The following is a 24,858-nucleotide window of genomic DNA, read 5'->3' on the forward strand; positions in this document are numbered from 1 at the left end:
GCAGGGGCGCGAACGACCACACCTGACGTGAGGCGGTCTGGCGAATGCCGTGCGCATTCGCCAGTCCGTCTGCCGAGCTTATTCATCCGTATGCCAGGACCGCGCGCAGCCGCAGTCCCAGGAAAACCAATAAGGAGACACGATGAACACCGGTGATACGACAAACAAACGACGCACATTCCTGCGGGCGACTGGCGCCCTGATCCCCATGGGCCTGATCGGGTGCGGCGGCTCCCCGCCGACTTCCGCGCCAGCGTCCCCCGCGGCAGCGCCGCCACCGCCACCGGCAGGGTCCGGGGCGCAGGCCGGGTCAAGGGCACTGTCGAAGTCCCAGGCGGCGTCGACCATGAAGCTGGGACCGGCCATTGTCGTGGACCAGTTCGGCTACCTGCCGGCGCGCGACAAGATCGCCGTGGTGCGCAATCCGCAGGCCGGGTTCGACGCGGCCGACCGTTTTACCCCCGGCACGGTGTACGAGGTGGTCAACGCCGTGACCAATGTGGTGGTTTTCAGTGGCGCACCGGTCGCCTGGCATGATGGCGCGACCGATGCCACGTCGGGGGATCAGGCCTGGCACGTCGATTTCAGCAGTGTGACCGCTCCCGGCCAGTACTTTATCCGCGACGCCCAGGGCAAGGTGACGTCGCCGGCCTTCAGGATCGCTGCCGACGTCTACAAACCGGTGCTGCGCGCCGCGGTGCGCTACTTCTATTACCAGCGCGCCGGCATCGCCAAGACCGCTGCGCTGGCCGGCGCCGGCTGGGCCGATGCCGCCTCGCATCTGGGACCCTTGTAGGACAAGCATGCGCGCCTGTTCAGCTCTCCTGGCGACGCCTCGACCGAGCGCGATGTCTCGGGCGGCTGGTACGACGCCGGCGACTACAACAAGTACACGCGCTGGCACGCGGGCTACCTGATCGACCTGCTGCATGCATTTGCCGACAATCCCGGCATCTGGGGCAAGGATTACAACATTCCCGAATCGGGGAACCAGCACCCCGACCTGCTCGACGAAATCAAGTGGGGCATGGATTGGCTGATCAAGATGCAGGAAGCGAGCGGCGCGATGCTGTCGATCGCCGGCCTGGCCCACGCCAGCCCGCCCTCGGCGGCCACCGGCCCGACCTTGTACGGGCCGCCCAATACCTCGGCTACCCTGGCTGCGGCCGGCGCCTTTGCGCTGGGCGCGACGGTGTTCGGCGCGCGCGCCGGCCTGACCAGTTACGCGGCCGGGCTCAAGACGCGGGCCGAGCGCGCGTGGAATTGGGCCGTCGCCAATCCCAACGTCTTGTTCAAGAATAATGACGCCGCCTACAACTCCCAGGGCTTGGGCGCCGGCCAGCAAGAAACCGACGATTACGGGCGCCTTGGCCACAAGCTGGCCGCCGCTGCGTATCTTTATCAACTGACCGGCAAAGCCGTCTACAACACCTTTGTCAACGCCCAGTACCTGAACGCGCATCTGTTTGTCTGGTACAACTATGCCTCGCCCTTCGAAGGCGCACTCCAGCAAGCGCTGCTGCATTACGCCAGTCTGCCGACGGCAACGCCGGCCACGGCGGCCGCCATCCGCAGCGCTTTCGTCGCCGGCATGGAGGGCACCGATCACTGGACCGCGATGAGCGGCAAGACCGACCCTTACCTGGCTCATCTGCAGGTGTACACCTGGGGCAGCAACGCCATCAAGTCGCACGAAGGCAATATGTTCGCCGCGCTGGCCCATGGCGCTCTGGGGACGCGCCCGGCCGCGGCCAATATGAACGCTGCGGCGCACTATCTTCACTACCTGCACGGGGTCAATCCGCTCGGCAAGGTCTATCTGTCGAACATGGGCACGCTTGGCGCCGCCAATTCGGTCGACCAGTTTTATCACACCTGGTTCGCGCATGGTTCCGCCAAATGGGATAGCGTCAAGGACTCGACGTTCGGGCCGCCGCCGGGTTTTCTGGTGGGTGGCCCGAATCCAGGCTACAACTGGGAAAACGGTTGCCCCGGCCTGCATCCGGGCTGCGGTACGGCGGTTCCCGCGCCGCCGTTCGGACAGCCGCCGCAGAAGTCCTATCTCGATTTCAACGATTCCTGGCCCTTGAACTCGTGGTCGGTGACCGAAAACTCGAACGGCTACCAGAGCGCGTATATTCGCTTGCTGTCGCGCTTCGTGTCCTAAGTAATCACCAGATTTTTCTTGTCAAATCCTGATCGGTAACGATCAGGATGGAGACAGATATGAGGCTGCGATGGAAGCTTAGCGCTGAGGAGCGCACGACGCTGCAGGCGGGTCAATGCGATTTGCTGTATTTCGACGAGTCGGGATTCAGTCCGAATCCGCCGCTTCAATATGGATGGGCGCCAATCGGTCACAGCCGTTGTGCCGAGGCCGGTGTGCACCGGCAACGTGTCAATGTTCTGGGTGCGCTGGGCCATGATGGCAAGCGGCTGTGGGCAATCAAGGAGCAGCGCAACGGACAGCGTGTCGCACCGGACACATCCAAATATGGCGCACTGGCACGCCCAGGGAACAACGCACGCAGGGCTCCACCCCGCGTATTGTTGCACCACAAAATTGAGGAAACGAAATGCGTTTAGTCTCGCCAGAGGAGGCCCAGTCTCTTTTCGCAGCATCTCTTTTTTGCGATGAGTGTTCCGACTGGATGCCATGGAATTTGCAGCCGACAACTGTCGTATCAACAGCAGGCGTAATGAAGGAAGATGGCTCGAGCGCCATGCTGATTGTCGAACTGCTCTACACAAGAACGCACAAGACGAAGAAAATCGAGTATCGCTTCACGGTGTTTCGCCGGCAGATATGGGGAAATGATCCCGTATATCCCCCTGTGTCAGACTACTTGTCGGGTGTGTTTTTGAACAAATTATGTCCTGATCTTGATCGTTGTGGTGGGGTTTAGGGTTCGTTCTTGTGCCTTATTTCTAACATCGTTTCCGGGAGCGGGGGACGGGTGTTACGGGTGAAGCGCAGCGGAACCCGTTCCCTCAAGACGTCAGGTTTTCGATTTCTTGTTCGAGCAGGACGGACTCCGATGCTTGGCCCACGGCCAGCGACGGAACTAGTTATCGCCTCTAATTTTCAATATATAGAGGCACCAATGTCATCAAAATATCCCGAAGCATTTATCGAACAAGCCCTGGTCAAAGTGTATTCACGAGGCCACCGGTCGGTCAAGTCGGTCGCCGAAGACCTGAATGTGAATCACCACACGTTAAAATATTGGATGAAGAATAAAGTTGTGACCATTAAGGACGCGCCGACGGCGCGCGAGAAGCGCCCTCAGGACTGGACTGCCGCGGAGCAGTTTGCCGCATTGCGGGCCACCCATGGCTTGTCCGACGAGGCTTTGCAGGCGTGGTGCCGCGAGCACGGCATATTCCCCCATCATCTGACCAGCTGGGAGGCGGCCTTCTGCGGAGAGGTAAAAGAGCCCGCAACGGGCGTGCGCGAAATGCGCACTTTGAAGGACAAGGTTGCAAAGCTCGAGCGCGAGATTGTGCGCAAAAATGGCGCGTTGGCGGAGGCGGCCGCGTTGCTGATCCTGCAAAAAAAGTTCCGCGCGCTGTGGGAGGACGAGGAATGATGACCGACCTCCCGCAGCGCGACCAGGTGATGGATTTGGTGGCCGAGGCGGTCGGTTCCGGCGCGCGCCAGTGGCGGGCCTGCGAGGTGATTACGCTGAGCGAGCGGACCTTGCAGCGCTGGCAGAACGACAAAGCTGAGGGGGCTTGTGATCGACGGCCGGCACGGGTGCAGACACCCAAGAACCGCCTGAGCGATCTGGAACGCAAGCGCGTACTGGAGATCGCCAACTCACCCGAATTCGGCCACCTCCCACCAAGCCAGATCGTGCCACAACTGGTCGACCGGGGCGAGTACGTCGCCTCGGAGTCGACGTTCTATCGCTTGCTGAACGCGGCAAACCAGCTCAAGCACCGTGGGGCCGAGAAGCCGGCAAAACCCCGCCACAAGCCCCGTGCGCTGGTGGCAACAGCACCGGGCCAGCTGTTTAGCTGGGACATCACCTATCTGCCGACGACGGTCATGGGCATCTATTTCTATCTCTACCTCTTCATGGATATCTACAGCCGCAAGATCGTCGGCTGGCAGGTCTACGAATCGGAAAGCAGCGAGCTAGCCAGCGAGGTGATGCGCGATATTTGTTTGCGTGAAAATATCGCGCCAAAACAGGTGGTGCTGCACTCTGACAACGGCAGTCCGATGAAGGGTGCCACCATGCTTGCAACGCTGCAAAAGCTCGGCGTCGTCCCATCGTTCAGTCGGCCCGCGTGTAGCAATGACAACCCCTTCAGCGAAAGCCTCTTCAAAACGCTCAAGTACCGCCCAGCCTACCCGCAGCGCTCATTTGAAAGCCTCATGGCCGCGCGGCAGTGGGTCGGCACGTTCGTGCGTTGGTACAACGAGGAGCACCGTCACAGTGCCATCCAGTTCGTCACGCCGGCACAGCGGCACGCGGGCCTGGATGGCGAGCTGCTGCGCAAACGTACGGAGGTCTATGAGGCGGCCAAGGCCGAGCGCCCGGAGCGCTGGAGTGGCGACACGCGAAGCTGGGCGCCAGTCACGACCGTGCACCTCAATCCGGAAAAAAGTGTCACGGAGACCGTCACCAAAAAGGAGAAAAATCCAGAACTCAAAAAAGCAGCATAGAAACCGCGTTTAGGCGACAACTAGCTTGCAAATTTCCGATATCAACTACACATTCGCCAATCTGCGGACTCAATGAAACATCTTCATTCTCATCCGCACGAGCATATCGGGAGCCGAAGAGAAGCAGGTGATGCGTCTTGGATGGATTGGGGGTACGATGAAGTCTTGGCGTTTTTCTGTAAGCGCACGAATATCACGTTCCGCCCGCCTCCGTGCCACCCTGAACATTTTGCACTTAAGAGTTAGCGATGATCTGCTCAAGCCTTTCCGAAACAATTGGATTCACATGTCATCCACTCACCGATGACGGCTGCGTTGCTGCAATCACAACCCCTTTTGTGTTCGCTGACGGCGAGCCTTTCCCGATTTACGTTGAGCGTGCAGGCCAACAGTTACGTTTTTTTGACGATGGAGGGGTTTTGCTTCATCTTCGCGGGCGCGGAATCCGACTCAACGACCAGCGAAATCTTAAGCCCATCAGAGCCATTGCCGAGCCAGAGGGAGTTGCCCTGAATAGCATGGGCGAGCTTGAAATCTGGTCCAAGCTTGAGGACGCGCCTAATGGCTTCGCGCGCTACTTAAGCACGTTAATGGCTTTAACCAACTGGGAGCGCGGACTTGAAGGAGCTGCTACAGATATGTCGCTCCTTCTCGATGAGGTAGAACTTTGCCTGCGCGCGTGGAAGCCATTCGCCATGCTGAAGCCCGGCGGTGAATTTAGCGGCGTTTCTGGAGCGCGCTACAAGCTCGACTTCGATCTAGATGGTCAAGGAGTCGTTGCCATCAGCCCGCATCCCAACACAGTTAGCTCGACCGCGAAGAAACTGCTGGACATCCGCGCATCATCATCTAACCAAGGGCTGTCCATACTCATTGTCATTGACGACAGGCGGGCACAAGACGTTGCGAAACGTGAGGGGATGATCCTCGACTCGCTTGGCAATGTGTTAATGATGAGTCGCTTGGAATCTAACGCGCACGACGGCCCGCAGCACTAACGACGCCCTCCTCGCGACGACACAGGGGGACACGCTCCGAGCGGTTTTTTTACGTCGAGGATGCGAAGCAGGTGGAAGATCACGTCGTGCTGACCGAGTCCGCGCTCGACAACCGCGAAGTGGCGATTGTCTTTCGTGCGCGCGAGGAATGGCCGAAGATGTTCAAGTTCCTCAAGCTGTACCGCACCGCGCCCGTCACCGGCACCGAAGCGCGCCTTTAACGGCGGCGCCGGCTCAGGCGGGCGTGGTGGCCAGCATCGCCATGAAACGATCGGCCGGCCATTGTTTGCGGTCCGATACCTGGCCGTCGCCCAGCTCGACGAGGCGAAGTTCTCCCTGGCTTGATACGACGACATCGACCGAGAAAAACAAGCTGTCAATGCGTCGGGCGAGTTCGTGCACGAGGTCGGGTGCGCTGCCATCGCGGCCATGCGCCTGGCCATGCAGCACGAAATAGCGCTCCTCGCTGTCGGCTTGCAGCTGCTCAAATTTGCGGATGCAAACGCCGCCTTCAACTGCACCCCGGTATTTTTCGATCAAGGCGACCACCTCCCGAATTTCCTGCGGTGTTGCCGCAACCGAGCCGCGCTGGGTGGTCAGCGATTTGACGTAGTCCTTGACGAAATAGGCGGGCCAGTTCCTGCCATCCACCGCAGCGGCAAAGTCCGCATCGCGCGCGACGATCACCGTTTCCGGCGTAAATTCTTCGCACAGTGCGTACCATTCGGGAAGGTAATGACAATGGCGGTACTGGGCCGGACTGGTTGCCATCGCGCAGCCATGCTCCGCAATGGCGCGGTGCAGCCTCGCGTAGTCATCCGGCGTCAGCATCCAGCCACGGTACAGCACGTGGACTCCGGCCGAGAGGGCCGGCTGTGCCTTGAATTGCCCCGCTTCGAAGTCTTCGAAGGAGAAAAGCGAGCACGCGAAACCAGCCGCGCATGCGGCGTCGAATTCCTCTCCATACGCTTCGTCGGCAACGCGCTTGTTGAACGGGTCGCAGGGGAACAGCAGTTGCATTGATGGGGTAGGGTGGACGCCGCTCATTTGGTCAGCAGTACCTTGTAATAGTCGGCAACGTTATTGCCGGCGCCCTTGCTGATGCGCTGCGACGCTTGTGTCCATGGCCAGAAGTTGGTCCCCGCCGTGGTTCGCATCCCCGGCAAGGTCTGTCCGTCCAGCGGAGCCATGCCCCACGCGCCGCCATGTTTAAGACGGTACACTTCGCCCAGGTAACTGCCGTACATCCGCGCCACCGCCATCACCTGTTCGTCCGATGGACGTGGCGATTTGGCCGCGTATGAGGTGTGCGCGCGCGCCAGCACGGCTTCGAGCTGCACCATGCTGGCATCGGTGCCATCGAGCTTGATGCCGAACTGGTCGCGCGCCGTCGCCACGGCCTGTGCCGCATAGGCCGTGGCGGCCCTCTGGACCGCCGGATCGGCCACAAAGTCGGGTTTCGGTTTGTTGGCTGCCAGCGCAGTGGCGCCCGACAGCGCGGCGGAGACAAACAGAAGGGCTTCGATCGGACGCATACGGACTTTCTAAGGGGAACCAGCCGATTTTAACATCGGCCGCATGGGCCGAATCAGCAGCCGTCGCCTCCGCGCAGGCACGGGCCCAGTTCCTACGCTCAGTCGTGGGCTAAGGAGCGAACTTGGACCCCCGCCTGCGCGGGGGCGACGGTATCGGCGGATATGCGCGTACCTTACCTCGTCAATGCTGAGCTCAAACGACGCCCGATCAAGACCCGTCCGGCTTGCGCAGCCGGCTCAGCAATTCCTCGACACTGTCGCTCACCGGCAAGCCATGCTGGCGCAGCAATTGCAGGTGCAGCACCAGGTTTTCCAGCACCAGCTTGGCCGACACCGCCAGCAGGGTCATCAGCCGGTCTTCGGAGCTGAAGTTCTCCATCGCCGCAGCCATCTCGCACAGGTGTGCCGCCACCAGCTCGCGCAGTTCGGCCTCGCCGAAGGGCAGGTCGGCGAAATCGATGGGGTCTTCGTGCTCGACTTCCAGCATCAGCGCGGCAAGTTCTTGAGGTTTGATCGGCATGCCCGGCTCCAGAAAGTTGACTCGCTTCCATTCTAGGCCCACACGCGACAGGTGCGCCGATCCGCGATAAAATTAAGCGGCTTTGATTCCCCATCGTCGTCACCCCTGTGATTGGATGCCATGGCGCGTCTCATTTTCACCCAGCAGCTTGCCCGCTTCACCGATGTGCCGCAGGTCGACACCACTGCGGCCACCCTGCGCGGCGGGCTCGACACGGCCTTCGCGGCCAATCCTTTGCTGCGTGGCTACGTTCTCGACGATCAAGGCCATCTGCGCGAAAACGTCGTCGTGTTCATCGATGGCCGCCGCAGCGACGAGCGCATCCGGCTCGACGACCCGCTCACACCCGACAGTACCGTCTACATCCTGCAAGCACTTTCCGGAGGCTGAACATGCATGCGCGTGCCTATCTTTCCACCCGCAAGGGCCTGTTCGAGTTGCAGCGCGGGGGCGCGGGATGGGAAATCGGTCCCAGCCACTTTCTTGGCGAGCCAGTCTCGATCACCTTGGCCGATGCGCGCGACGGCGCGCTGTACGCGGCGCTCAACCTGGGCCACTTCGGCGTCAAGCTGCACCGCAAGGATGCCGGCAGCGAGGTCTGGACCGAAATCGCCGCGCCCGCCTATCCGGCGAAGCCGGACGACAGCACGGACAAAATCGAGTGGAAAAACAAACTGATCTGGTCGCTCGAAGCGGGCGGGGCCGATCAGCCCGGGGTGCTGTGGGCCGGTACCCTGCCGGGCGGCCTGTTCCGCTCCAGCGACCGTGGCGCCTCGTGGGAACTGGTGCGTTCCCTGTGGGACGTGCCGCAGCGCGCCGAATGGTTCGGCGGCGGCTATGACGTGCCCGGCATTCACAGCATTTGCGTCGACCCGCGCAACAGCGACCATGTGCTGGTCGGCGTCTCCTGCGGCGGCGTTTGGCGCACGGAAGATGGCGGGGCCAGCTGGACCGTCAGTTCCACCGGCATGCGCGCCGACTACATGCCGCCCGAGCTCAACGAAAATGAAGCTGTGCAAGATCCGCACCGGGTCGTGCGCTCAAACGGCGAACCTGACGTGCTGTGGTGCCAGCACCATAACGGCATCTGGCGCTCCGGCGACAACGGCCACCATTGGGTGGAAATCACCAGCGCGCCCCTGTCGCACTTCGGCTTTGCCGTGGCCGCCCATCCGCGCGACGGCGGCACCGCCTGGTTTGCGCCGGCCGAGGCCGACCAGCGCCGCATTCCCGTCGGCGCCGCGCTGGCGGTCACCCGCACCCATGACGGCGGCAACAGTTTCAAGGTCGTCAATGCGGGCTTGCCGCAGCAGCATTGCTACGATCTGGTGTACCGCCATGGTCTTGCGGTGGCGGACGATGGCGCGACCTTGTTGATGGCCTCGACCAGCGGAGGAGTATGGATGTCCGACAATGCCGGCGACAGCTGGCACACGGTGTCGACCACCATGCCGCCCGTCTACGCGGCGTGTTTTGCCTGAGCGAAGTAGCTCAGGAACATGCTGACGGCGGCGTCGACCACGGCGGCGTGCAGTTCCGGCGCCAGCGGCGGCGCGCCCATGGTCACCTGCGGCCAGAACGCCATCGCCTTGACCTGCCCCTGTAGCAGGGTCGCGGCAAAGACCGGGTCGCAGTCCTTGAGCTTGCCGTCGGCCAGGGCTGCGCGGATCCAGCGCGTCACCCCTTCCTCGCGCTCGCCCAGGCGCGCCACGATGGCGCGCGCCCGCTCCGGTGCGTGCATGCCCTCGGCGATGGCGACGCGCGCCAGGTCGAGAAAGTCCTGGTCGGCCATCGCCCGCACTTTGATGGTCATCAGTTCGGTCAACTGCGCACGCAGGCTGGTGTCGCCGCGATAAGGCAAGTCCAGCTCGGCCGCGCTGCGCTCGAACAACTGCACCAGGGTTTCGGCGAATAACTCATCCTTGCTGGGAAAGTGGTTGTAAACCGTGCGTTTCGACACGCCGGCATCGGCGGCGATCTTGTCCATGCTGCTCGCTTCGAAGCCGCAACTGCGAAATTGCTCGGCGGCGGCGGCAAGGATGGCAAGGCGTTTTCGGTCAGTCAGGCGTTGAGGTAAGTTCATTCCAATATTTTACACCCACCAGTTTACTTTTTCAAAAAATGAAACTACACTGTGTAGTGTACATTTCTGATCGGACTCACCGTGTACCGACTTTTCCTCAGCTTCCTCTTCATAGGGACACTCCTTACCATGGCTTCTTGCACCTCCGCCGCCAGCGCCGCGCCGCGTTACCCGTCGCCCCAGTTCAGCGAGGGCAAATTCCGCAATCCGGTTCCCATGTTCAAGCAAAGCGCCGCCGAGATGGCCGGCCTCATGTGGACTTTTTTGACGGGCAAGAACAAGAATACCGTGCCGAGCGGCATCATCCCGGTGCAAGCACTCACCCGCGCCCAATTGCTGGCTGCGCCCGACAATACCCTGTTCCGCCTCGGCCATTCGACCCTGCTGCTCAAGCTCGACAACGCCTTTTACCTGACTGATCCGGTGTTTTCCAAGCGTGCTTCGCCGGTGCAGTGGGCCGGCCCCGCGCGCTTTCACCAGCCGCCGATCAGCATCGAAGAACTGCCGCCGCTCAAGGCCGTGATCCTCTCGCACGACCATTACGACCACCTCGACCATGCCTCGATCCTGGCGCTGGCGGCAAAGACGGAACAATTCCTCACTCCCCTCGGCGTGGGCGACCGCCTGGTAGCTTGGGGCATCGATGGCGCCAAGGTGAGCCAGCTCGACTGGTGGCAGGAACGCAAAGTGGGTAATGTGCGCCTGGTCGCCACCCCGGCGCAGCACTTTTCCGGGCGCGGCGTGAGCGATGGCAATTCGACCCTGTGGGCCTCCTGGGTGTTCGAGCACAAGGATTTGCGCGTCTTTTTTAGTGGCGATACCGGTTATTTCGACGGTTTCAAGGCCATCGGCGAGAAATTCGGCTCCTTCGACGTGGCCATGCTGGAAACCGGCGCGTATGACAAGCAATGGCCGGACGTCCACATGCAGCCGGAAGAAACCTTGCAAGCCTTTCTCGACCTCAAGGGAAAATGGTTGATGCCGGTGCATAACGGCACCTTCGACCTCGGCCTGCATGCCTGGCACGAACCCTTCGACCGCATCGCCGCGCTCGCCAACGCGCGCGGGGTGCCCCTGACCACCCCCGAAATGGGGCAGGCGCTCGATCTGAAGGCGCCCACAGCGGGCGCGGCGTGGTGGAAACGGGTCGATCCCGCACCGGGCTGAGAATAATTTGCCACAAGGTCGCGTTATTGCCACAAACCAAGGTCATGCACCAACAAAGGGTTTTGCTATAAATCGGGTCGTTTGCGATGTGTTTCTTAGCTCATATGCACCAACATAGATCTTTCATAACTGTTATGCAGTTTGTGAATGCAATATGTTGGTGCGGAGCAATAAGTTATGCGCAACTCGTATATCCGCCATTGGGATAATAAATGCAGAAAATATGCTGCGGCGCAGTATATTTTGAACTGTCAGCTGGCTACGCAGCAGACGATTCGGGCGCCAGAAGCGCCGAATTTATCCATATCCCTCTGGAGGTTTTATGTTTGCCACTACCCGTTTTGCCACCGTACTGTCCGCGACCTTACTGTGCCTGAGCGCGACCCAGGCCATGGCTGAAGACCGCCCGGCCCGCCTCGACGTAGCCGGCTGCGAAAAACCTGAATTCCCGATTCGCTGGCAGGATGACGGGGAAGGCGGCACCGTGACCGTCGCTTACCTGGTCGATACCGATGGCAAGGTCGTGCAGTCGAAAGTGCTTGAGTCGAGCGGCGCGGTGCGCGTCGATCGTGCCTCGGTCCGCGCTGGCGCCCGCTGCAAGTTTGAACCCGGTGCGAAAGACGGCCAGGCTGCGCTGGCTTGGGCCAAGGTCAAGTATTCCTGGGTCGTCGAGTAAATGGGCATGGCCCCGGCGTGGACAAGCACTCTGTCCACGCCTGCCATCTGATTTAGAACCGGTACAGTACCGATGCCTCCACCGCGCGCCCGAAAATCGGCCGTGCATTGATCGGACCGCTGCTCTGCGCCCCGGTCAGGCGAGAATTTCCTTCTGTCAGCCCCAGTTCATTGCTCAGGTTCGTGCCCGCGAGCCGGAATTCCCAATGCGCGCCCATCGATGCCAGGATGCCGGCGTCCACCGTTTTATACGACGGCAAGTAAGACAGGTTGGCCTGGTCGGCCCAGCGGCTGCCCACATGCGCGTAGGTCCCGTACAGTTTGATTGAATTGTCGCCCATGGGAATGCGGTAGCTTGGCGACAGGCGGAACTGCATCTTCGGCTGGCGCTGCACCAGCTTGCCAGCAATCGCCGGATTGTCGCGGTATTTGGATTCCTGGTAATTGCCCATCAAGCTCACTTGCAGGTTTTTCACCGGGCGCACGGCCAGCTCGAACTCCACGCCATGCCCGCGCGAACCACTCACCGAGTTCAGCACCGAATCGGTCGTGATCTGCTGGAACGAAATGCCGGTAAAGTCCGTGTAAAAGGCGTTGATGTACGCACTGTACATCGCGCCCACGGTCTTGAAGCCGACTTCGTACTGGGTCGCTTTCGGCGTCGGCACGCCCTTGCGGTCGTTCAGCGCGGCCTGGGTGCCGGCGTTGCGCATGTCGTCGAAATAGATGAAGGTGTGGCCGGTATTGGCGCGCGCAAACACGCTCATATCCTTGGACAACTTGTAGATGCCGCCCACGGTGAAGGAATTGACGCTGTCGTCGCGGCTGAGCTGGGTATTGGTGCCGGTCGGCACCGAGGTGCCGTTGTTGTACACCGTCAGCGGATTTGTATCCGTATCCATCGAGGTCAGGTTAGAAATCGTCGCTTTCAGGCTCTGCTTTTCACGGCGCGCGCCCGCATCCACCTTGATCTGCTCGTTGATTTTCCATTCATTGGCGACGAACAGGGCGGTATTGTTGCCCTTGTAGGCAGCCACCGGCGCATAAAATACATTGCCGTCCACCCCATTGCGCGAGACGATGGTGCCGTTCGTCAGTTGCACATTGATCAGGCTAGCGTTGGGCGTGGCCGTCATCAGATGGCTGTTGCCCAGATACCATTCGTCATTTGACTTGTAGCGGGCCACATACGCGCCGATGGTCGTCGTATTGTTCTTGAGTAGCTCTTTGCTCATGCGGAATTCATCGGTGAACGAGCTCAGCTTCTTCTCGACCGACCACAATCCGGCCTGCACCACTTGCTGGTTGGGATCGACCGTACCGCCTTTCAGGTAGGTGATGCTGCCCGAGCCGCTTGCCGCCCCGGGATTGTGGGTGGCGTTGGCATTGGCCAGGTAGGCTGCGGCCGTCAGTGGGTTATTCCCGGTGAACATCGAGATCGTGTTCAGGTCGCCGCTGAAGTAATTCGCCTTGTTCGACACATCCCAGCCGCCCAGTTTTTGCTCGTACTCGGCGCCGAACACGGTCGCATCCATGCCGCGCCCGTCCGCCAGGTCGCGCGTGAGGGTTTTGCCGGGTGCCGCATCGATGGTGAAGTGGCGCATTTCATTGCTCATCAGGGTGCCGGTGCGCGGATCGAAGCCGGGAAACTCCGTGATCGTGCGCCCGTTGTCGCTCGAAATGAGCGGCACGCCCGTGTAAAACGCATTCTTGTCCTTGGTGGTGCGCACGTAGGCGGTCACTTCGCCTTCGTCGAGCTTGCGCGTGAGCGAGGCGGTCAGCTGCTTGCCATCGTCGGCCTTGAACTGGGGATCGCGCACGCCCTGGGTCTGGCGCGCGAAGCCGCCGATGGTCCCGTACCAGCCATCGGCAATCTTGCCGCCGACAAAACCGTCGAGCCGGCGCAGCTTGCCGGTGCCGGTGGTAAAGCGCAGGGTGGCTTCCGGCGTATCGTCGCCCTTCTTGAGGATGAAGTTCATCGTCGCGCCCGGCTGGCCGACCGAGTAAATCGTGCTCGGTCCGCCGCGCAGCACTTCGACCCGCGCCACGGTGTCGTCCAGGCGGAACGCGGACGATCCCTCGAAGAACGACAGCACCGGCACCGGATACAGGGGATTGCCGTTCATTTGCACCGATACGAAGGGCGAATCGCTACCGGACGGAAAGCCGCGCACCTCGATGTTCGCGCCCGACTGGCCGCCGGTCGACTCCGCATACACACCTGGCACGAGTTTGAGCACGTCGGCCGTGCTGCTCGGCGAGGCCGATTTGAGCTGTTCCTCATTTGCCGTCGTGATCGAAAAGCTGGTGTCGATCTTGCGCGTGCCGCGCGCCGAGGCGGTGCCGGTCACCACCACCTGGGCGATTTCGGTCGCCACCGCATCAGGCGCCGCCGGGGCAGGAGGCGAAGCCTGGCCGGCTGCCTGGGCCTGGTTCATCAGGGTCAGCACGGCCAGCGTGACTGAGGAAAGCAGGAAGTGCTTGTGACTGTTCATCGTTATGCTCGCTTTTTTATCGTGTGTTCTTGTTAAAATCCGTCTCCAGGACTGGCTGGCCAAGGGCCGGCCGCATGCATGTCCACTTTCTTTCCCCACCTTGCCGCACCTCGGGCTCGTCTGCAATTGATTAGGATGGCAAGAAAAGACAAATCATTGAAACAAGAAATGATATCGATGTCAATCTAAATGTTATCGATGTCATTTGGTCTGTGGCGTGGCGTAAACCTGTCATAATGCGGCAGTGTCGTTGTTTTCCTACCAAAATTGAGCGTTTCCATGGCCGCAAACAAGGCTGCAAGCAAGACTGCCGCGCCGGCAGCAAGCACGATCGCGCCGCGCAAGAACGACGCCGCCCTGACGATGGAAGACCTCGCCAGCCTGGCGGGCGTTTCCACGATCACGGTATCGCGCGCCTTGCGCGACAGCCCGCTGGTGACGGAGAAAACGCGCGAAAAAATCCGCCGCATCGCCGACGAGCAGGGCTACCGCCTGAACATCAGCGCGCGCAACCTGCGCATGCGGCGCAGCTATTCGGTCGCGGTGGTGGTCGAAATGACACCAGTGAAGGGCCGCCCCATGTCCGACCCGTATCCGCTCGAACTGTTGGGCGGCATCACCCAGGAACTGACCACGGCGGGCTACAGCGTGGTGCTCACCTCCAAGCAGTTGATGGACACCGCTCCGGTGCAGGGCGCCGACGGCCTGATTTTGCTCGGCCAGGGCTCGCACGGCGAAGCGGTGCGCTTCCTGCAAAAAGCCGGACTGCCGCTGGTGGTGTGGGGAGCTCCCGAAAGCGGCGCCATCGTGGTCGGCAGCGACAATCGCCGCGGCGGCGCCAGCGTGGCCGAACGCTTCCTCGCGCAGGGCCGGCGCAAGCTGGTGTTCCTGGGCGACGTCGACCACGCCGAAGTCGAGGAGCGCTGCGCCGGCTTTATCGACGCGCTGGGCGGGCAGGGCACGGTCCACATCATCCGCCCCAAGGCCTTTACTTTCGAGTCGGGCTTCGACAGCATGACCGCGCTGCTCAAGAAAAAGGGCCACGCTTTCGATGGCGTGTTTGCCGCCAGCGACCTGCTGGCCATGGGCGCGATCCGCGCGCTCACCGAACACCAGTTGCGCGTGCCGGACGACGTGTCGGTCATCGGCTACGACGACACACCAGGCGCGGCCAGTTTCGTGCCGCCGCTGACCAGCGTGCACCAGTACCTGCGCGACGGCGGCGTACTGCTCGCCAAAAAAATGCTGGCGCTGATGAACGGCGAGCAGGTGGAGTCCGAAATGCTGCCGACCACCCTGATCGCCCGCCAGACCTGATCTTCCCGACAAAATCTAAATAAATTGACTTTTCAAACCGATTTGAAATAGACTCGGCTCGAATTCAAACCGGTTTGAAACGACAATTTCAAAAGACAGACAAAGGACAAACCCGTGCCGCACGCAAGTATCCCCCACGCTCTCCCGACCGATCCATGGTGCCTTCGCGAGACCTTCTTCGACCCCGCCACACATTTTTTGAACGAGACCCTGTTCGCCCTCGGTAACGGCTACATTGGCCTGCGCGGCACGCCGGAAGAAGGCTACAGCGGCCCGGCCGGCACCTCGCTCGACGGCACCTACCTCAATGGCTTCTATGAGTCCGAACCGATCGTCTATCCGGAAGCCGCCTTCGGCCTCGCCAAGACCAACCAGTTCATGCTCAACGTGCCGAACGCGAAAGGCATCGAAGTCTGGCTCGGCGACGAACGCTTCGACCCGCTGCAAGGCACGCTCGATCGTTACGAGCGCGTGCTCGACTTTCGCACCGGCGTGCTGCGGCGCAGCCTGGAATGGACTTCCCCGAGCGGCAAGCGCCTTGGGCTGGTCACGCGGCGCGTGGTCTCGCTGGCCGACAAGCACCTGTTCGCGCTCGATGTTGAACTGACCGCGCTCAATTTCTCCGGCCAGGTACGCGTGGTATCGAGCATCGACGGGGCTGTGCGCAACCAGGAAGCCGGCGACGATCCGCGTATCGGTTCGGCCGTATCGGGTCCCGCGCTGCGCCTGCTGTCGGTGGAGCAGGGCGCCACGACATCGAGCCTCACCCAGCGCACCCACAACAGCGGCTTTACCCTGGTGAGCGCGATCGATACCGTGGCCGCGGTGGCAGGCAGCGCGAGCCGCCAGGAGCTGGCGGCCAGCCACAGTTTCACGTTCAACCTGGATGTGATGCTGCCGCAAGCCCTGACCAAGTACGGCGTCTATTTTTCGTCGCGCGACTATCCCGAAGCTGAACTCGCGGGCTTCGCCAGCGCCGCGCTGACCAAGGCCAAAGCCGACGGATTCGAGGCTCTGTGCGCGCGCCAGGCCGCGTACCTGGCCGACTTCTGGGACCGTGCCGACGTGGAGATCGCCGGCGACGACGCACTCCAGCAAGGCATCCGCTTTAACCAGTTCCACCTGCTGCAATCGGTCGGCCGCGACGGCAAGACCAACATCGCCGCCAAGGGCGTGACCGGCGAAGGCTACGAAGGCCACTACTTCTGGGATACGGAGATCTACATTTTCCCGTTTTTCTTGTACAGCAAACCGGAGATCGCCAAGCAGCTGCTGGCCTACCGCTACGCCGGTCTTGAGCAGGCCCGCGCGCGCGCGCGCCAGATGTCGCATGCCAAAGGCGCGCTGTATCCGTGGCGTACCATCGCCGGCGAAGAGTGCTCCGCCTACTTCCCGGCCGGGACCGCGCAGTACCACATCAACGCCGATATCGCCTACTCCATCAAGCTGTATCTGGACGCCACCGGGGACCTCGATTACATGGCGTCGGCCGGCGCCGAAATCGTGCTGGAGACCGCGCGCATCTGGATCGGCATCGGCAACTACGACCGGGCCGGGCGCTTCTGCATCAACGAAGTGACGGGCCCCGACGAATATACGGCGCTGGTCAACAACAACTACTATACCAACGCCATGGCGCAGATGCACTTGCGCTTCGCGGCGGAGATTGTCGACACCCTGCGCGGCGCGCGGGCGCACGACTTCGAGCGCATCGCGCAAGCCATCGGCCTTGACGACGCCGAACCAGCCGCCTGGCGCCGCGCCGCCGGCCGCATGGCGCTGCCCTACGACGCCGCCCTCGGCATCCACGAGCAGGACGACAGCTTCCTCGGCAAGAAGCCATGGGATTTCGCCGCCACGCCGAAGGAAAATTATCCGCTGCTGCTCAATTACCACCCGCTGGTGATCTACCGCCACCAGGTCTGCAAGCAGGCCGACGTGGTGCTGGCGCTGCTGCTGCTGTCCGACCAGTTCACCCAGGACGACAAGAAGCGCGACTTCGACTATTACGAAGCGGTGACCACGCACGACTCGTCGCTGTCGTCCTGCATCTTCAGCATCATCGCCTCGGAAGTGGGCTACCACGACAAGGCCTACGACTACTTCATGGAGACCGCGCGCCTGGACCTGGACGACACGCACGGGAACACCCACTACGGCGTGCACACGGCGGCCATGGCCGGCACCTGGATGGGCGTGGCCTACGGCTTCGCCGGCATGCGCGTGACCGACGGCGCGTTGCGCTTCGCGCCCACCCTGCCGGCGCGCTGGCAGCACTACCAGTTCCAGATTCACATCCGCGGCGCGCTGCTGCAGGTGCGCGTCGACACGAGCCACGCGCGCTATACCTTGCTGGAAGGCGAAGCGCTGGGGCTGACCCATTGCGGCGAGCGCGTGGCGCTGACCCGCGCCGCGCCATCGATATCGATCGCGCGTTCCATCCAGGAGGAAAAGGCATGAGCAGGTTCAAGGCAGTGATTTTCGATCTCGATGGTGTCATCACCGACACCGCGCATTATCATTACCTGGCGTGGAAGCGGCTGGCCGAATCGGAAGGCGTGCATTTCGACGAAGCGTTCAACGAGCAGCTGAAAGGCATCGACCGTATGGGATCGCTCAATCTGATCCTGGCCGGCGCCGCGCGCAGCTACAGCGATGAACAAAAGCTGGCGCTGGCCGAAGCCAAGAACCGCCACTATCAGGAACTGATCGCCACCATGTCGGCGGCCGACCTGCTGCCGGGCGCGGTCGAGGCGCTGGCGGCGGTACGCGCGGCGGGCTTGCGCATCGGCCTTGCCTCGGTGAGCAAGAACGCGTTCACGGTGCTCGAACGACTCGGCATCCGCGATCGTTTCGACTACGTGGTCGATGCCGCGCTGATCGCCAACAGCAAGCCGCATCCGGAGATTTTCCTGACGGCGGCGCGTGAACTGGGCGTGACGCCGGGCGACTGCCTTGGCGTGGAAGATGCGGTGGCCGGCGTGGCGTCGATCCAGAGCGCCGGCATGTGGGCACTCGGTATCGGCAGCCCGGACGTGCTCACGCAAGCCGACCGGGTCATCCCGGCGCTGGACCGCTTCAAGCTGGAGGATTACCGGTAAGCGTCCAGCAGGTCCGTCGTAGAACACAGAATAAAAAATACAATGGAGACAGCGTGAAAAACCAACGCATCATGTTAGCCCTTTTTCTGATTTACTTTGTCTTTGCGATCCTGCTTAACAGCGTCGGCACGGTCATCCTCCAGGTCATCGGCAACTACGGCGCGAGCAAATCGAGCGCCAGCATTTTGGAAGCGTTCAAGGACTTGCCGATCGCGGTCGTGTCGTTCCTGGTGGCGTCCTTCCTGCCCCGCATCGGCTACAAGAACGCCATGCTCGCGGCACTGGCGCTGGTCACCGCGGCCAGCATCGCCATGCCGCTGGTACCGGCCTTCTGGACCGCCAAGCTGCTGTTCCTTTGCGTTGGCGTGGCGTTCGCGCTGGTCAAGGTATCGGTGTATTCCACCCTGGGCCTGATCGCGCGCGACCGCCGCCACCATGCCGGCATCATGAATACCCTGGAAGGTGTGTTCATGGTGGGCGTGCTGAGCGCCTACTGGATCTTCGGCTATTTCATCGATTCGTCCGACCCCGCTTCGCGCAGCTGGCTGCGGGTGTACTGGGTGCTGGCGGCGCTGTGCGCCGTCACCTTCGTGCTGGTGCTGTCCACCTCTTTCGACGAAGACACGGCGCAGCTGCCGCCGGGCCGCAGCCGCTGGGACGACTTTACCGCCATGCTCAAGCTGTTCTTCAAGCCGCTGGTGTGCGTGTTCGTCATGACCGCCTTCCTGTATGTGCTGATCGAGCAAAGCGTGGGCACCTGGCTGCCGACCTTTAACAATGAAATCCTCAAGCTGCCGGCGGCCATGAGCGTGCAGGTAACCAGTATCTTCGCCGCCTGCCTCGCCATCGGCCGCCTGTCGGCCGGCGTGGTGATGCGCAAGATGAACTGGTACCCGGTGATGAACATCTGCGTGATCGGCATGGCCGCCATGGTGCTGCTGGCGCTGCCGCTCACGCATGACGTGGTGGCCGACCCGAACATCACCTGGTCCAGCGCCCCGCTGGCGACCTTCCTGTTCCCGCTGATTGGCCTGTTCATGGCGCCGATTTACCCGGGCATCAATTCGGTCATGCTCAGTTCCCTGCCGCCGCACCAGCACTCGTCGATGACCGGGCTGCTGGTGATTTTTTCGGCGCTGGGCGGCACCACCGGGTCGTTCATCACCGGCTACGTGTTCGGCAATTTCAGCGGCCACTTCGCGTTCTACCTGACCCTGGTGCCGATCACCCTGGTGCTCGTCACCATGTACTTCTTTAAACGGCAGGTCGACCGTGCCGCATGACCCTGTTGCTATAATTGCCGTCTTTACGACATCGCCCCACGAAGTTCGACCATGAATCTCAAGAGCCTGGCCCGTACGCTCGGGATTTCAAAGACCACCGTCAGCCGTGCCCTGAACGGCTACCCCGAAGTCAACGTCCACACGCGCGAGCGGGTGCTGGCGGCGGCCAAGGAAGCCGGCTACGAAGCCAATCCCATGGCGCGCAGCCTGGCGGTGGGGCGCACCAATGTCTTCGGCATCATCTATCCGCTGCTGCCGAGCGACCTGGGCGACCCGATGTTTTTGGGCGTGGTGGGCGGCATGTCGGCCGCGCTTGAAAAGAGCAAGATGAACCTGATCATCGCGCCGGTGTCGCCGCAAAACGAGCTGCCGTCGTACGAGCAGATGGTGCGCGGGCGCCGCGTCGATGGCCTGGTGGTCAGCCGCACCCTGGTGCACGACGAGCGCATCGCCTATCTGGTGAAGAAGGGCTTTCCATTCGTGGCGCACGGCCGCACGCAACTCAAGCAGCCCTACGCATGGTTCGACTACGACAACGAGGCCGGCATCGGGCTTGCGTGCGCGCACCTGATTGAACATGGCCATAGCCGGATCGCGCTGGTGAGCGCGCCGCTCGAACTCAATTTCGCGTGCCAGCGCAAGAACAGCTTCATCGCCTGCATGCAGGCGGCGGGCCTTGCCGTCGATCCGCGTCATCTGGTCGACAACACGCTCGACCGCCGCACCGGCTACCAGGCAATGCAGGAGCTGCTGGCCTGCTCGCCGCGGCCGACCGCCGTCATCGTCGACAATCACCTCTCCGGGGTGGGCGCGGTGCGCGCGCTGCTCGATGCCGGCATCGAGATCGGCAAGGACATGTCCGTCATTGTCTGGGGCAGCATCGAGGACAGCCTGGTGGGATCGAACGTGACCACCATCGACCAGCCGGCCCCCAACGAAGCCGGCGCCAAGATGACCGAGATGCTCTCGGCGCTAGTGGCGGGCACGCCGCCGGCGCAGTTGCAGGTCTTGTGGCAACCGGTGCTGCTGCCCGGTGCGACTGTCGGGCGCTGCATCGGCTGATTGCAGCGCAGCATCCGCATTGACGTTCATGCAAAATTGCCTTACTCTCTACATGGGCGGATCCTTCAAGCCGGCGTGTTCTTGCCTCGTGTAAGGACAAGCCTCTACGGGGCTACCCCGTGGGATATTCATTGCTGTGCAATTCACCGCATGAGCCGCAATGCGCTTACGCGCATACAAGCTCATGCATCACGAGACTGGTTGAAGGCTCTCCGCCCCCCTCAAATGGCAGCCCCATGATTCCGAAAGACGCCGTCGCCCAGGCGCTCGCCGACACCATGCTGGCGCGCGACGCAACGCTCGCGGGCCTGATCGCCAGCGCGACCTGGGCGTTCGGCCATCCCTGGCCGTGGATACCGGACTTGTGCGAGCAAATCCACTCGCGCACCGCCGAACACTTTTACCATTTCAGCCGCCATGAACTGGCGCAGATCATTTTCGAGCTGGACGTGTTTCACGACGCCTGGGACGGTGACGGACCGGCGCCGGAGCTCGAACGCTACTGCCTCGACCTACCGCTGGTCCCGCCGCCGCCCGACTGGCTGGCCGCGCTCGCGCTGCCGGCGCTGCCATCGGTGGGCGGCCTGGCGCGCTGGCTGCGGCTGCGGGTCGACGACATCGCGTGGTTCGCCGACCAGTGGCGTGTTGATGCGGCGCCAGCTGCGCAAATGGAGCACTACCATTACCGCTGGGTGCCCAAGCGCAGCGGCGGCGTGCGCCTGATCGAAATCCCCAAGCAGCGCCTGCGCGCAATGCAGGCGACCATCTTGCGCGAACTGCTCGACCGCGTGCCCGCGCACCCGGCCGCACATGGCTTCCGGCGCGGGCATTCCTGCGTCACCCACGCGGCCCTGCATACCGGGCAGCGCGTGGTGATCCGCATGGATCTCAAGGATTTCTTCCCCAGCATTCCGGCCTCGCGCATTCACGCGCTGTTCGCCAAATTGGGCTATTCGCAGAGCGTGGCGGGCGTGCTGGCGCGCCTGTGCGTGAACCGCGTGCCGGCCGGCGTGCTGCGCGCACCCGTCGACGACAATGCGCTCACGTGGATGCAGCGCCAGGCACTGCGCACGCCCCACCTGCCGCAAGGCTCGCCCTGTTCGCCGGCCTTGGCCAACGCCTGCGCCTGGCGGCTCGATGTGCGTCTCGACACCTTGGCGCAGTCGCTCGGCGCGCGCTACAGCCGCTATGCGGACGACCTGGTGTTCTCCGGCGGACGCGCACTGGAACGCGCCATGGACCGCTTCCACGCGCAGGTCGGCGCCATCGCCATCGAGGAAGGCTTTGCCGTCAACGCGCGCAAGACGCGCATGATGCGCGCTGGCGTGCGCCAGCAGGTCACCGGCATCGTCGTCAACCGCCATCCCAACATCGCGCGCGACGAATTCGACCTGCTCAAAGCCACCCTGACCAACTGCGCCCGGCACGGACCACAGGCGCAGAACCGCGATCATCACCCCGACTTTCGCGCTTACCTCGCGGGCAAGGTCGCCTATGTAACCATGGTCAATCCGCAGCGTGGCCAGCGTTTGCAAGGCCTGTTCGAAACCATCGCCTGGCTATCCGCGCCTGGCCAGCCGGATAACAATAGCGGCAAGCAATATAATTTCCCATAATCACTTGGTCTGACCAAGATTGCTTTCTCAACTGTTCCCGGAGTGCGTAGTGACACCGAAGTCCCCCAACCCGTATACTGCGCCGAAGGCTTCATTCAAGGACGGCGTGGTGACAAACCGATGCTGGCGCGACGGCAAACTCCTGGTCGCGTCCCGCAGGGAAGTCCTGCCGCCGCGCTGCGTGAAATGCAACAAGCCGGCGGTGATGGACAAGCCGCGTTCCTTTTCCTGGCATCACCCCGGCTGGTACGTGCTGATTCCAGTCCTGGTGTACATCATGGCCAGCATGTTCGTCCGGAAAAGGGCGACCCTGGTGATCGGCCTTTGCGAGGAACACCGCCGCAAGCGCCGCAATGTGTCGCTGGCCGCGTATGGCCTTTTCGGGCTCGGTATCGTCGCCCTGTTCAAGGCGGTCAACCACGTCGATCCTAGGCTTGGATGGCTTGCCAGCCTGCTGATGGGGGGCGCTATGCTGCTCGCCATCGCCGGTCAGCATACCTTGCGTGTGGCAAGCATCACCCAGCATGAAATCCGCTTGAAAGGCTGCGGCCCCGCCTTTCTCGACTCGCTTCCGAACGCGCAGCCGGCAGCGCCTTCCCGACGGCCCCGGAGCATGCCGTGACACTGATATCCCCCAATCCCTATGCAGCGCCCAAGGCTTCCTTCGAGGCCTGGAACGGCGCACAGTGCGCGTATGAGAGCACGCAATGCTGGCGTCAGGAAGACATCCTGATTGCACCCGTGGACGCCTATCTGCCGCCGCGCTGCATCAAGTGCAACAAGCCCGCAAGCATGGACAGTCCGCGCGCCTATATGTGGCACCACCCCGGCTGGTATGCCTTGATCCCGATACTTGTCTATATGGTGGCCTGCCTATTTGTCAGGAAGAGAGCGGAGCTGGTCCTGGGCTTGTGCGACGAGCATCGCCGCCGGCGCCGCCATCGGTCGATGGCTGCGCACGCCGTCGGCGCATTCGGCGCCATCGCCCTGCTTGGTGCTGTGTTCCTGGGCAAATTCTGGCTCGCCTATCCCGCAGGAGTGCTGATATTGATGAGCGCCGCGCTCGCCCTATCCGGCCAACACCTCCTGCGGCCAGTGCGCATAACCGAGCAGGAAATCCACCTGAAAGGCTGCGGTTCCGCTTTTCTCGATTCGCTACCGCCACGCTGCCATACCTAAGGCAGGACTTGGGTCAGCATGCGGCGGCACGCAAGACGTGTTATCGCATGCGCCGGCAGCACGTCTATAGCGCCCGTGCCTGAGGCCAGGGTACAGGTCGACGTGATCACGAGCAAGCGGGTGATGAAGACTGAATCTGAGCTACCCACGGGCGAGGCGTACGGCGATTTCGTCCGTACTATTCTTGCCCCGTAAACACCGGCCAGCGTCCTGCCTCTCCACCGATGGTGGAGTTTATCTGGATGATTCGCTCGCTAAAGTTGATACATCGTACGATGTGTGGATCTGACATTGCCCACCGGCTCATCGGCATTGCGGTGCGTGTGGGATATAATTCTTGCGGACAATCTACATCGTTGTTCTTAATATTCGTGCAACAAAAATGCCCATGGCGGTTCTTGGATAGCGCCTCTCCAGCTCTCGAATGTGCATGTATTTTTGCTAAATAATTCAAAATGACTACTTGCTCATGAAGGAACGTACATGAAACAAACCTGCTCTATCCTTATCCTCCTTGCCTTAGGTTTATCAGGATGTGCCGCGCCAGTTCCACGAGTTGACATTGAAACCGTTCAGGTAAGCAATCCAATCAAGCTATCTCCCGGGACATCCAGGAAAATTTATGTTGCGGATTTAGTTGATAAGTTGAGTTCGTTGAAAATAGGACAGGCTGAGAGTGGAACGCTGTGCGTAGGCGGTACTGAACTTTTATGGACCGGCAACGTCGCAATAAGGAACTTGATGAGTTCGCAGGTAAGGGAAGAGTTACTGTCTAACGGATATGCCGTCTCGACCAGTCTTCTTGCCATTGCTTCCGAGCGAGATGCGGACGTGGTGGTTGGCGTCGCACTCACCGATATAAAAGGGAACATTTGTTCTGCGTTAAATACCGGGACGAAGGGTGAGGTATTCGCAGAGCTCAGCTGGGAAGTATTTGACAAGGCGAGCGCAAAGACGGTGCTTCTGAAATCCAAAGGAACAAGCAAATTCGACGACTTTAGTCGAACCGGCGATCCCGATATTTATCTTAAAGCGGTCCAAGTTGCGACGCGAAATTTTCTTAGTAATGAAGAGTTTGCGAAATTGGTAGGGAAAAAATAGTAGAGGCCAACTCACTACGCCGTGCAATGGTGTGCGGTGCAATGACGCAGC

25 protein-coding genes are annotated in these 24,858 nt (G+C 61.6%); 20 read left to right on the forward strand and 5 right to left on the reverse strand.

Annotated elements, in window-relative coordinates; genetic code table 11:
- Window positions 1-346: 346 nt before the first annotated feature.
- From IV454_RS09070 to IV454_RS09100, 7 genes are all read left to right on the forward strand, one after another.
- A complete protein-coding gene (locus tag IV454_RS09070) occupies window positions 347-796 on the forward strand; it encodes a cellulase N-terminal Ig-like domain-containing protein (protein ID WP_206091211.1) in 450 nt (149 codons plus the stop codon).
- A gap of 15 nt (window positions 797-811) precedes the next feature.
- On the forward strand, window positions 812-2,167 hold the full coding sequence (locus tag IV454_RS09075) for a glycoside hydrolase family 9 protein (protein WP_206092613.1): 1,356 nt from the start codon (window positions 812-814) through the stop codon (window positions 2,165-2,167).
- Window positions 2,168-2,226: 59 nt separating this feature from the next.
- Window positions 2,227-2,586, forward strand: coding sequence for a transposase (locus IV454_RS09080; protein ID WP_206091212.1), 360 nt, complete (start codon window positions 2,227-2,229; stop codon window positions 2,584-2,586).
- Window positions 2,577-2,906 (forward strand): hypothetical protein, encoded by a 330-nt coding sequence (locus IV454_RS09085; protein ID WP_206091213.1) that lies wholly within the window; start codon window positions 2,577-2,579, stop codon window positions 2,904-2,906. The genes IV454_RS09080 and IV454_RS09085 overlap by 10 nt, the downstream gene beginning before the upstream one ends.
- Before the next feature lie 198 nt (window positions 2,907-3,104).
- A protein-coding gene (locus IV454_RS09090; protein WP_206091036.1) for an IS3 family transposase occupies window positions 3,105-4,675 on the forward strand; the annotation gives its coding sequence in 2 pieces (ribosomal slippage) (window positions 3,105-3,561 and window positions 3,561-4,675; 1,572 coding nt in all).
- A 248-nt stretch (window positions 4,676-4,923) separates the two neighbouring features.
- Window positions 4,924-5,673 (forward strand): DUF1828 domain-containing protein, encoded by a 750-nt coding sequence (locus IV454_RS09095; RefSeq protein ID WP_206091214.1) that lies wholly within the window; start codon window positions 4,924-4,926, stop codon window positions 5,671-5,673.
- A 71-nt stretch (window positions 5,674-5,744) separates the two neighbouring features.
- Complete coding sequence (locus IV454_RS09100; protein ID WP_206091215.1) at window positions 5,745-5,894, forward strand: hypothetical protein; 150 nt, start codon at window positions 5,745-5,747, stop codon at window positions 5,892-5,894.
- Window positions 5,895-5,907: 13 nt separating this feature from the next.
- Here the strand turns inward: IV454_RS09100 and IV454_RS09105 are convergent, their stop codons facing one another.
- From IV454_RS09105 to IV454_RS09115, 3 genes are all read right to left on the reverse strand, one after another.
- On the reverse strand, window positions 5,908-6,693 hold the full coding sequence (locus IV454_RS09105) for an ATP-grasp domain-containing protein (RefSeq protein ID WP_206091216.1): 786 nt from the start codon (window positions 6,691-6,693) through the stop codon (window positions 5,908-5,910).
- A gap of 23 nt (window positions 6,694-6,716) precedes the next feature.
- A complete protein-coding gene (locus tag IV454_RS09110; RefSeq protein WP_206091217.1) occupies window positions 6,717-7,208 on the reverse strand; it encodes a hypothetical protein in 492 nt (163 codons plus the stop codon).
- A gap of 208 nt (window positions 7,209-7,416) precedes the next feature.
- Complete coding sequence (locus IV454_RS09115) at window positions 7,417-7,728, reverse strand: hypothetical protein (protein ID WP_054265622.1); 312 nt, start codon at window positions 7,726-7,728, stop codon at window positions 7,417-7,419.
- Between the two features lie 120 nt (window positions 7,729-7,848).
- Here IV454_RS09115 and IV454_RS09120 point away from each other — a divergent pair, with 120 nt between their 5' ends.
- Together IV454_RS09120 and IV454_RS09125 are read left to right on the forward strand one after the other, a co-directional pair.
- Window positions 7,849-8,118 carry a MoaD/ThiS family protein gene (locus IV454_RS09120; RefSeq protein WP_206091218.1) on the forward strand — a complete coding sequence of 90 codons (270 nt, stop codon included), beginning with the start codon at window positions 7,849-7,851 and terminating at the stop codon, window positions 8,116-8,118.
- A 2-nt stretch (window positions 8,119-8,120) separates the two neighbouring features.
- A complete protein-coding gene (locus IV454_RS09125; RefSeq protein WP_206091219.1) occupies window positions 8,121-9,209 on the forward strand; it encodes a WD40/YVTN/BNR-like repeat-containing protein in 1,089 nt (362 codons plus the stop codon).
- Here IV454_RS09125 and IV454_RS09130 read toward each other — a convergent pair.
- Window positions 9,188-9,811: a TetR/AcrR family transcriptional regulator gene (locus tag IV454_RS09130; RefSeq protein ID WP_206091220.1), complete on the reverse strand. Its 624-nt coding sequence runs from the start codon at window positions 9,809-9,811 to the stop codon at window positions 9,188-9,190. The genes IV454_RS09125 and IV454_RS09130 overlap by 22 nt on opposite strands.
- A 129-nt stretch (window positions 9,812-9,940) precedes the next feature.
- On the opposite strand from IV454_RS09130, the gene IV454_RS09135 reads away from it, so the two are divergent.
- Together IV454_RS09135 and IV454_RS09140 are read left to right on the forward strand one after the other, a co-directional pair.
- On the forward strand, window positions 9,941-10,978 hold the full coding sequence (locus IV454_RS09135; protein ID WP_206091221.1) for an MBL fold metallo-hydrolase: 1,038 nt from the start codon (window positions 9,941-9,943) through the stop codon (window positions 10,976-10,978).
- Between the two features lie 322 nt (window positions 10,979-11,300).
- Window positions 11,301-11,654, forward strand: a complete 354-nt coding sequence (locus IV454_RS09140) for an energy transducer TonB (RefSeq protein WP_206091222.1) — start codon at window positions 11,301-11,303, stop codon at window positions 11,652-11,654.
- Window positions 11,655-11,706: 52 nt separating this feature from the next.
- On the opposite strand, the gene IV454_RS09145 is transcribed toward IV454_RS09140, so the two are convergent.
- A complete protein-coding gene (locus IV454_RS09145; RefSeq protein ID WP_206091223.1) occupies window positions 11,707-14,148 on the reverse strand; it encodes a TonB-dependent receptor in 2,442 nt (813 codons plus the stop codon).
- Window positions 14,149-14,427: 279 nt separating this feature from the next.
- Between IV454_RS09145 and IV454_RS09150 the strand changes: the two genes are divergently transcribed.
- The 9 genes from IV454_RS09150 to IV454_RS09190 all read left to right on the forward strand — a co-directional run bounded on the left by IV454_RS09150 (window position 14,428) and on the right by IV454_RS09190 (window position 24,807).
- Window positions 14,428-15,465, forward strand: a complete 1,038-nt coding sequence (locus IV454_RS09150; RefSeq protein WP_082692338.1) for a LacI family DNA-binding transcriptional regulator — start codon at window positions 14,428-14,430, stop codon at window positions 15,463-15,465.
- A gap of 114 nt (window positions 15,466-15,579) precedes the next feature.
- On the forward strand, window positions 15,580-17,925 hold the full coding sequence (locus IV454_RS09155; protein ID WP_229522150.1) for a glycoside hydrolase family 65 protein: 2,346 nt from the start codon (window positions 15,580-15,582) through the stop codon (window positions 17,923-17,925).
- Window positions 17,922-18,566, forward strand: a complete 645-nt coding sequence (gene pgmB / locus IV454_RS09160) for a beta-phosphoglucomutase (protein WP_206091224.1) — start codon at window positions 17,922-17,924, stop codon at window positions 18,564-18,566. The genes IV454_RS09155 and pgmB overlap by 4 nt, the downstream gene beginning before the upstream one ends.
- Before the next feature lie 71 nt (window positions 18,567-18,637).
- Complete coding sequence (locus tag IV454_RS09165; protein ID WP_229522151.1) at window positions 18,638-19,849, forward strand: MFS transporter; 1,212 nt, start codon at window positions 18,638-18,640, stop codon at window positions 19,847-19,849.
- A gap of 51 nt (window positions 19,850-19,900) precedes the next feature.
- Window positions 19,901-20,911: a substrate-binding domain-containing protein gene (locus IV454_RS09170; protein ID WP_206091226.1), complete on the forward strand. Its 1,011-nt coding sequence runs from the start codon at window positions 19,901-19,903 to the stop codon at window positions 20,909-20,911.
- A gap of 236 nt (window positions 20,912-21,147) precedes the next feature.
- Window positions 21,148-22,527 carry a reverse transcriptase family protein gene (locus IV454_RS09175; RefSeq protein WP_206091227.1) on the forward strand — a complete coding sequence of 460 codons (1,380 nt, stop codon included), beginning with the start codon at window positions 21,148-21,150 and terminating at the stop codon, window positions 22,525-22,527.
- Between the two features lie 49 nt (window positions 22,528-22,576).
- On the forward strand, window positions 22,577-23,149 hold the full coding sequence (locus tag IV454_RS09180) for a hypothetical protein (protein WP_206091228.1): 573 nt from the start codon (window positions 22,577-22,579) through the stop codon (window positions 23,147-23,149).
- Window positions 23,146-23,706 (forward strand): hypothetical protein, encoded by a 561-nt coding sequence (locus IV454_RS09185; protein ID WP_206091229.1) that lies wholly within the window; start codon window positions 23,146-23,148, stop codon window positions 23,704-23,706. The genes IV454_RS09180 and IV454_RS09185 overlap by 4 nt, the downstream gene beginning before the upstream one ends.
- A 483-nt stretch (window positions 23,707-24,189) precedes the next feature.
- A complete protein-coding gene (locus IV454_RS09190; protein WP_206091230.1) occupies window positions 24,190-24,807 on the forward strand; it encodes a hypothetical protein in 618 nt (205 codons plus the stop codon).
- The last annotated feature ends 51 nt before the right edge of the window (window positions 24,808-24,858 follow it).

Origin of the sequence: Massilia antarctica (assembly GCF_015689335.1) — a bacterium.
Taxonomy (GTDB): Bacteria; Pseudomonadota; Gammaproteobacteria; order Burkholderiales; family Burkholderiaceae_D; genus Telluria_A; species Telluria_A antarctica.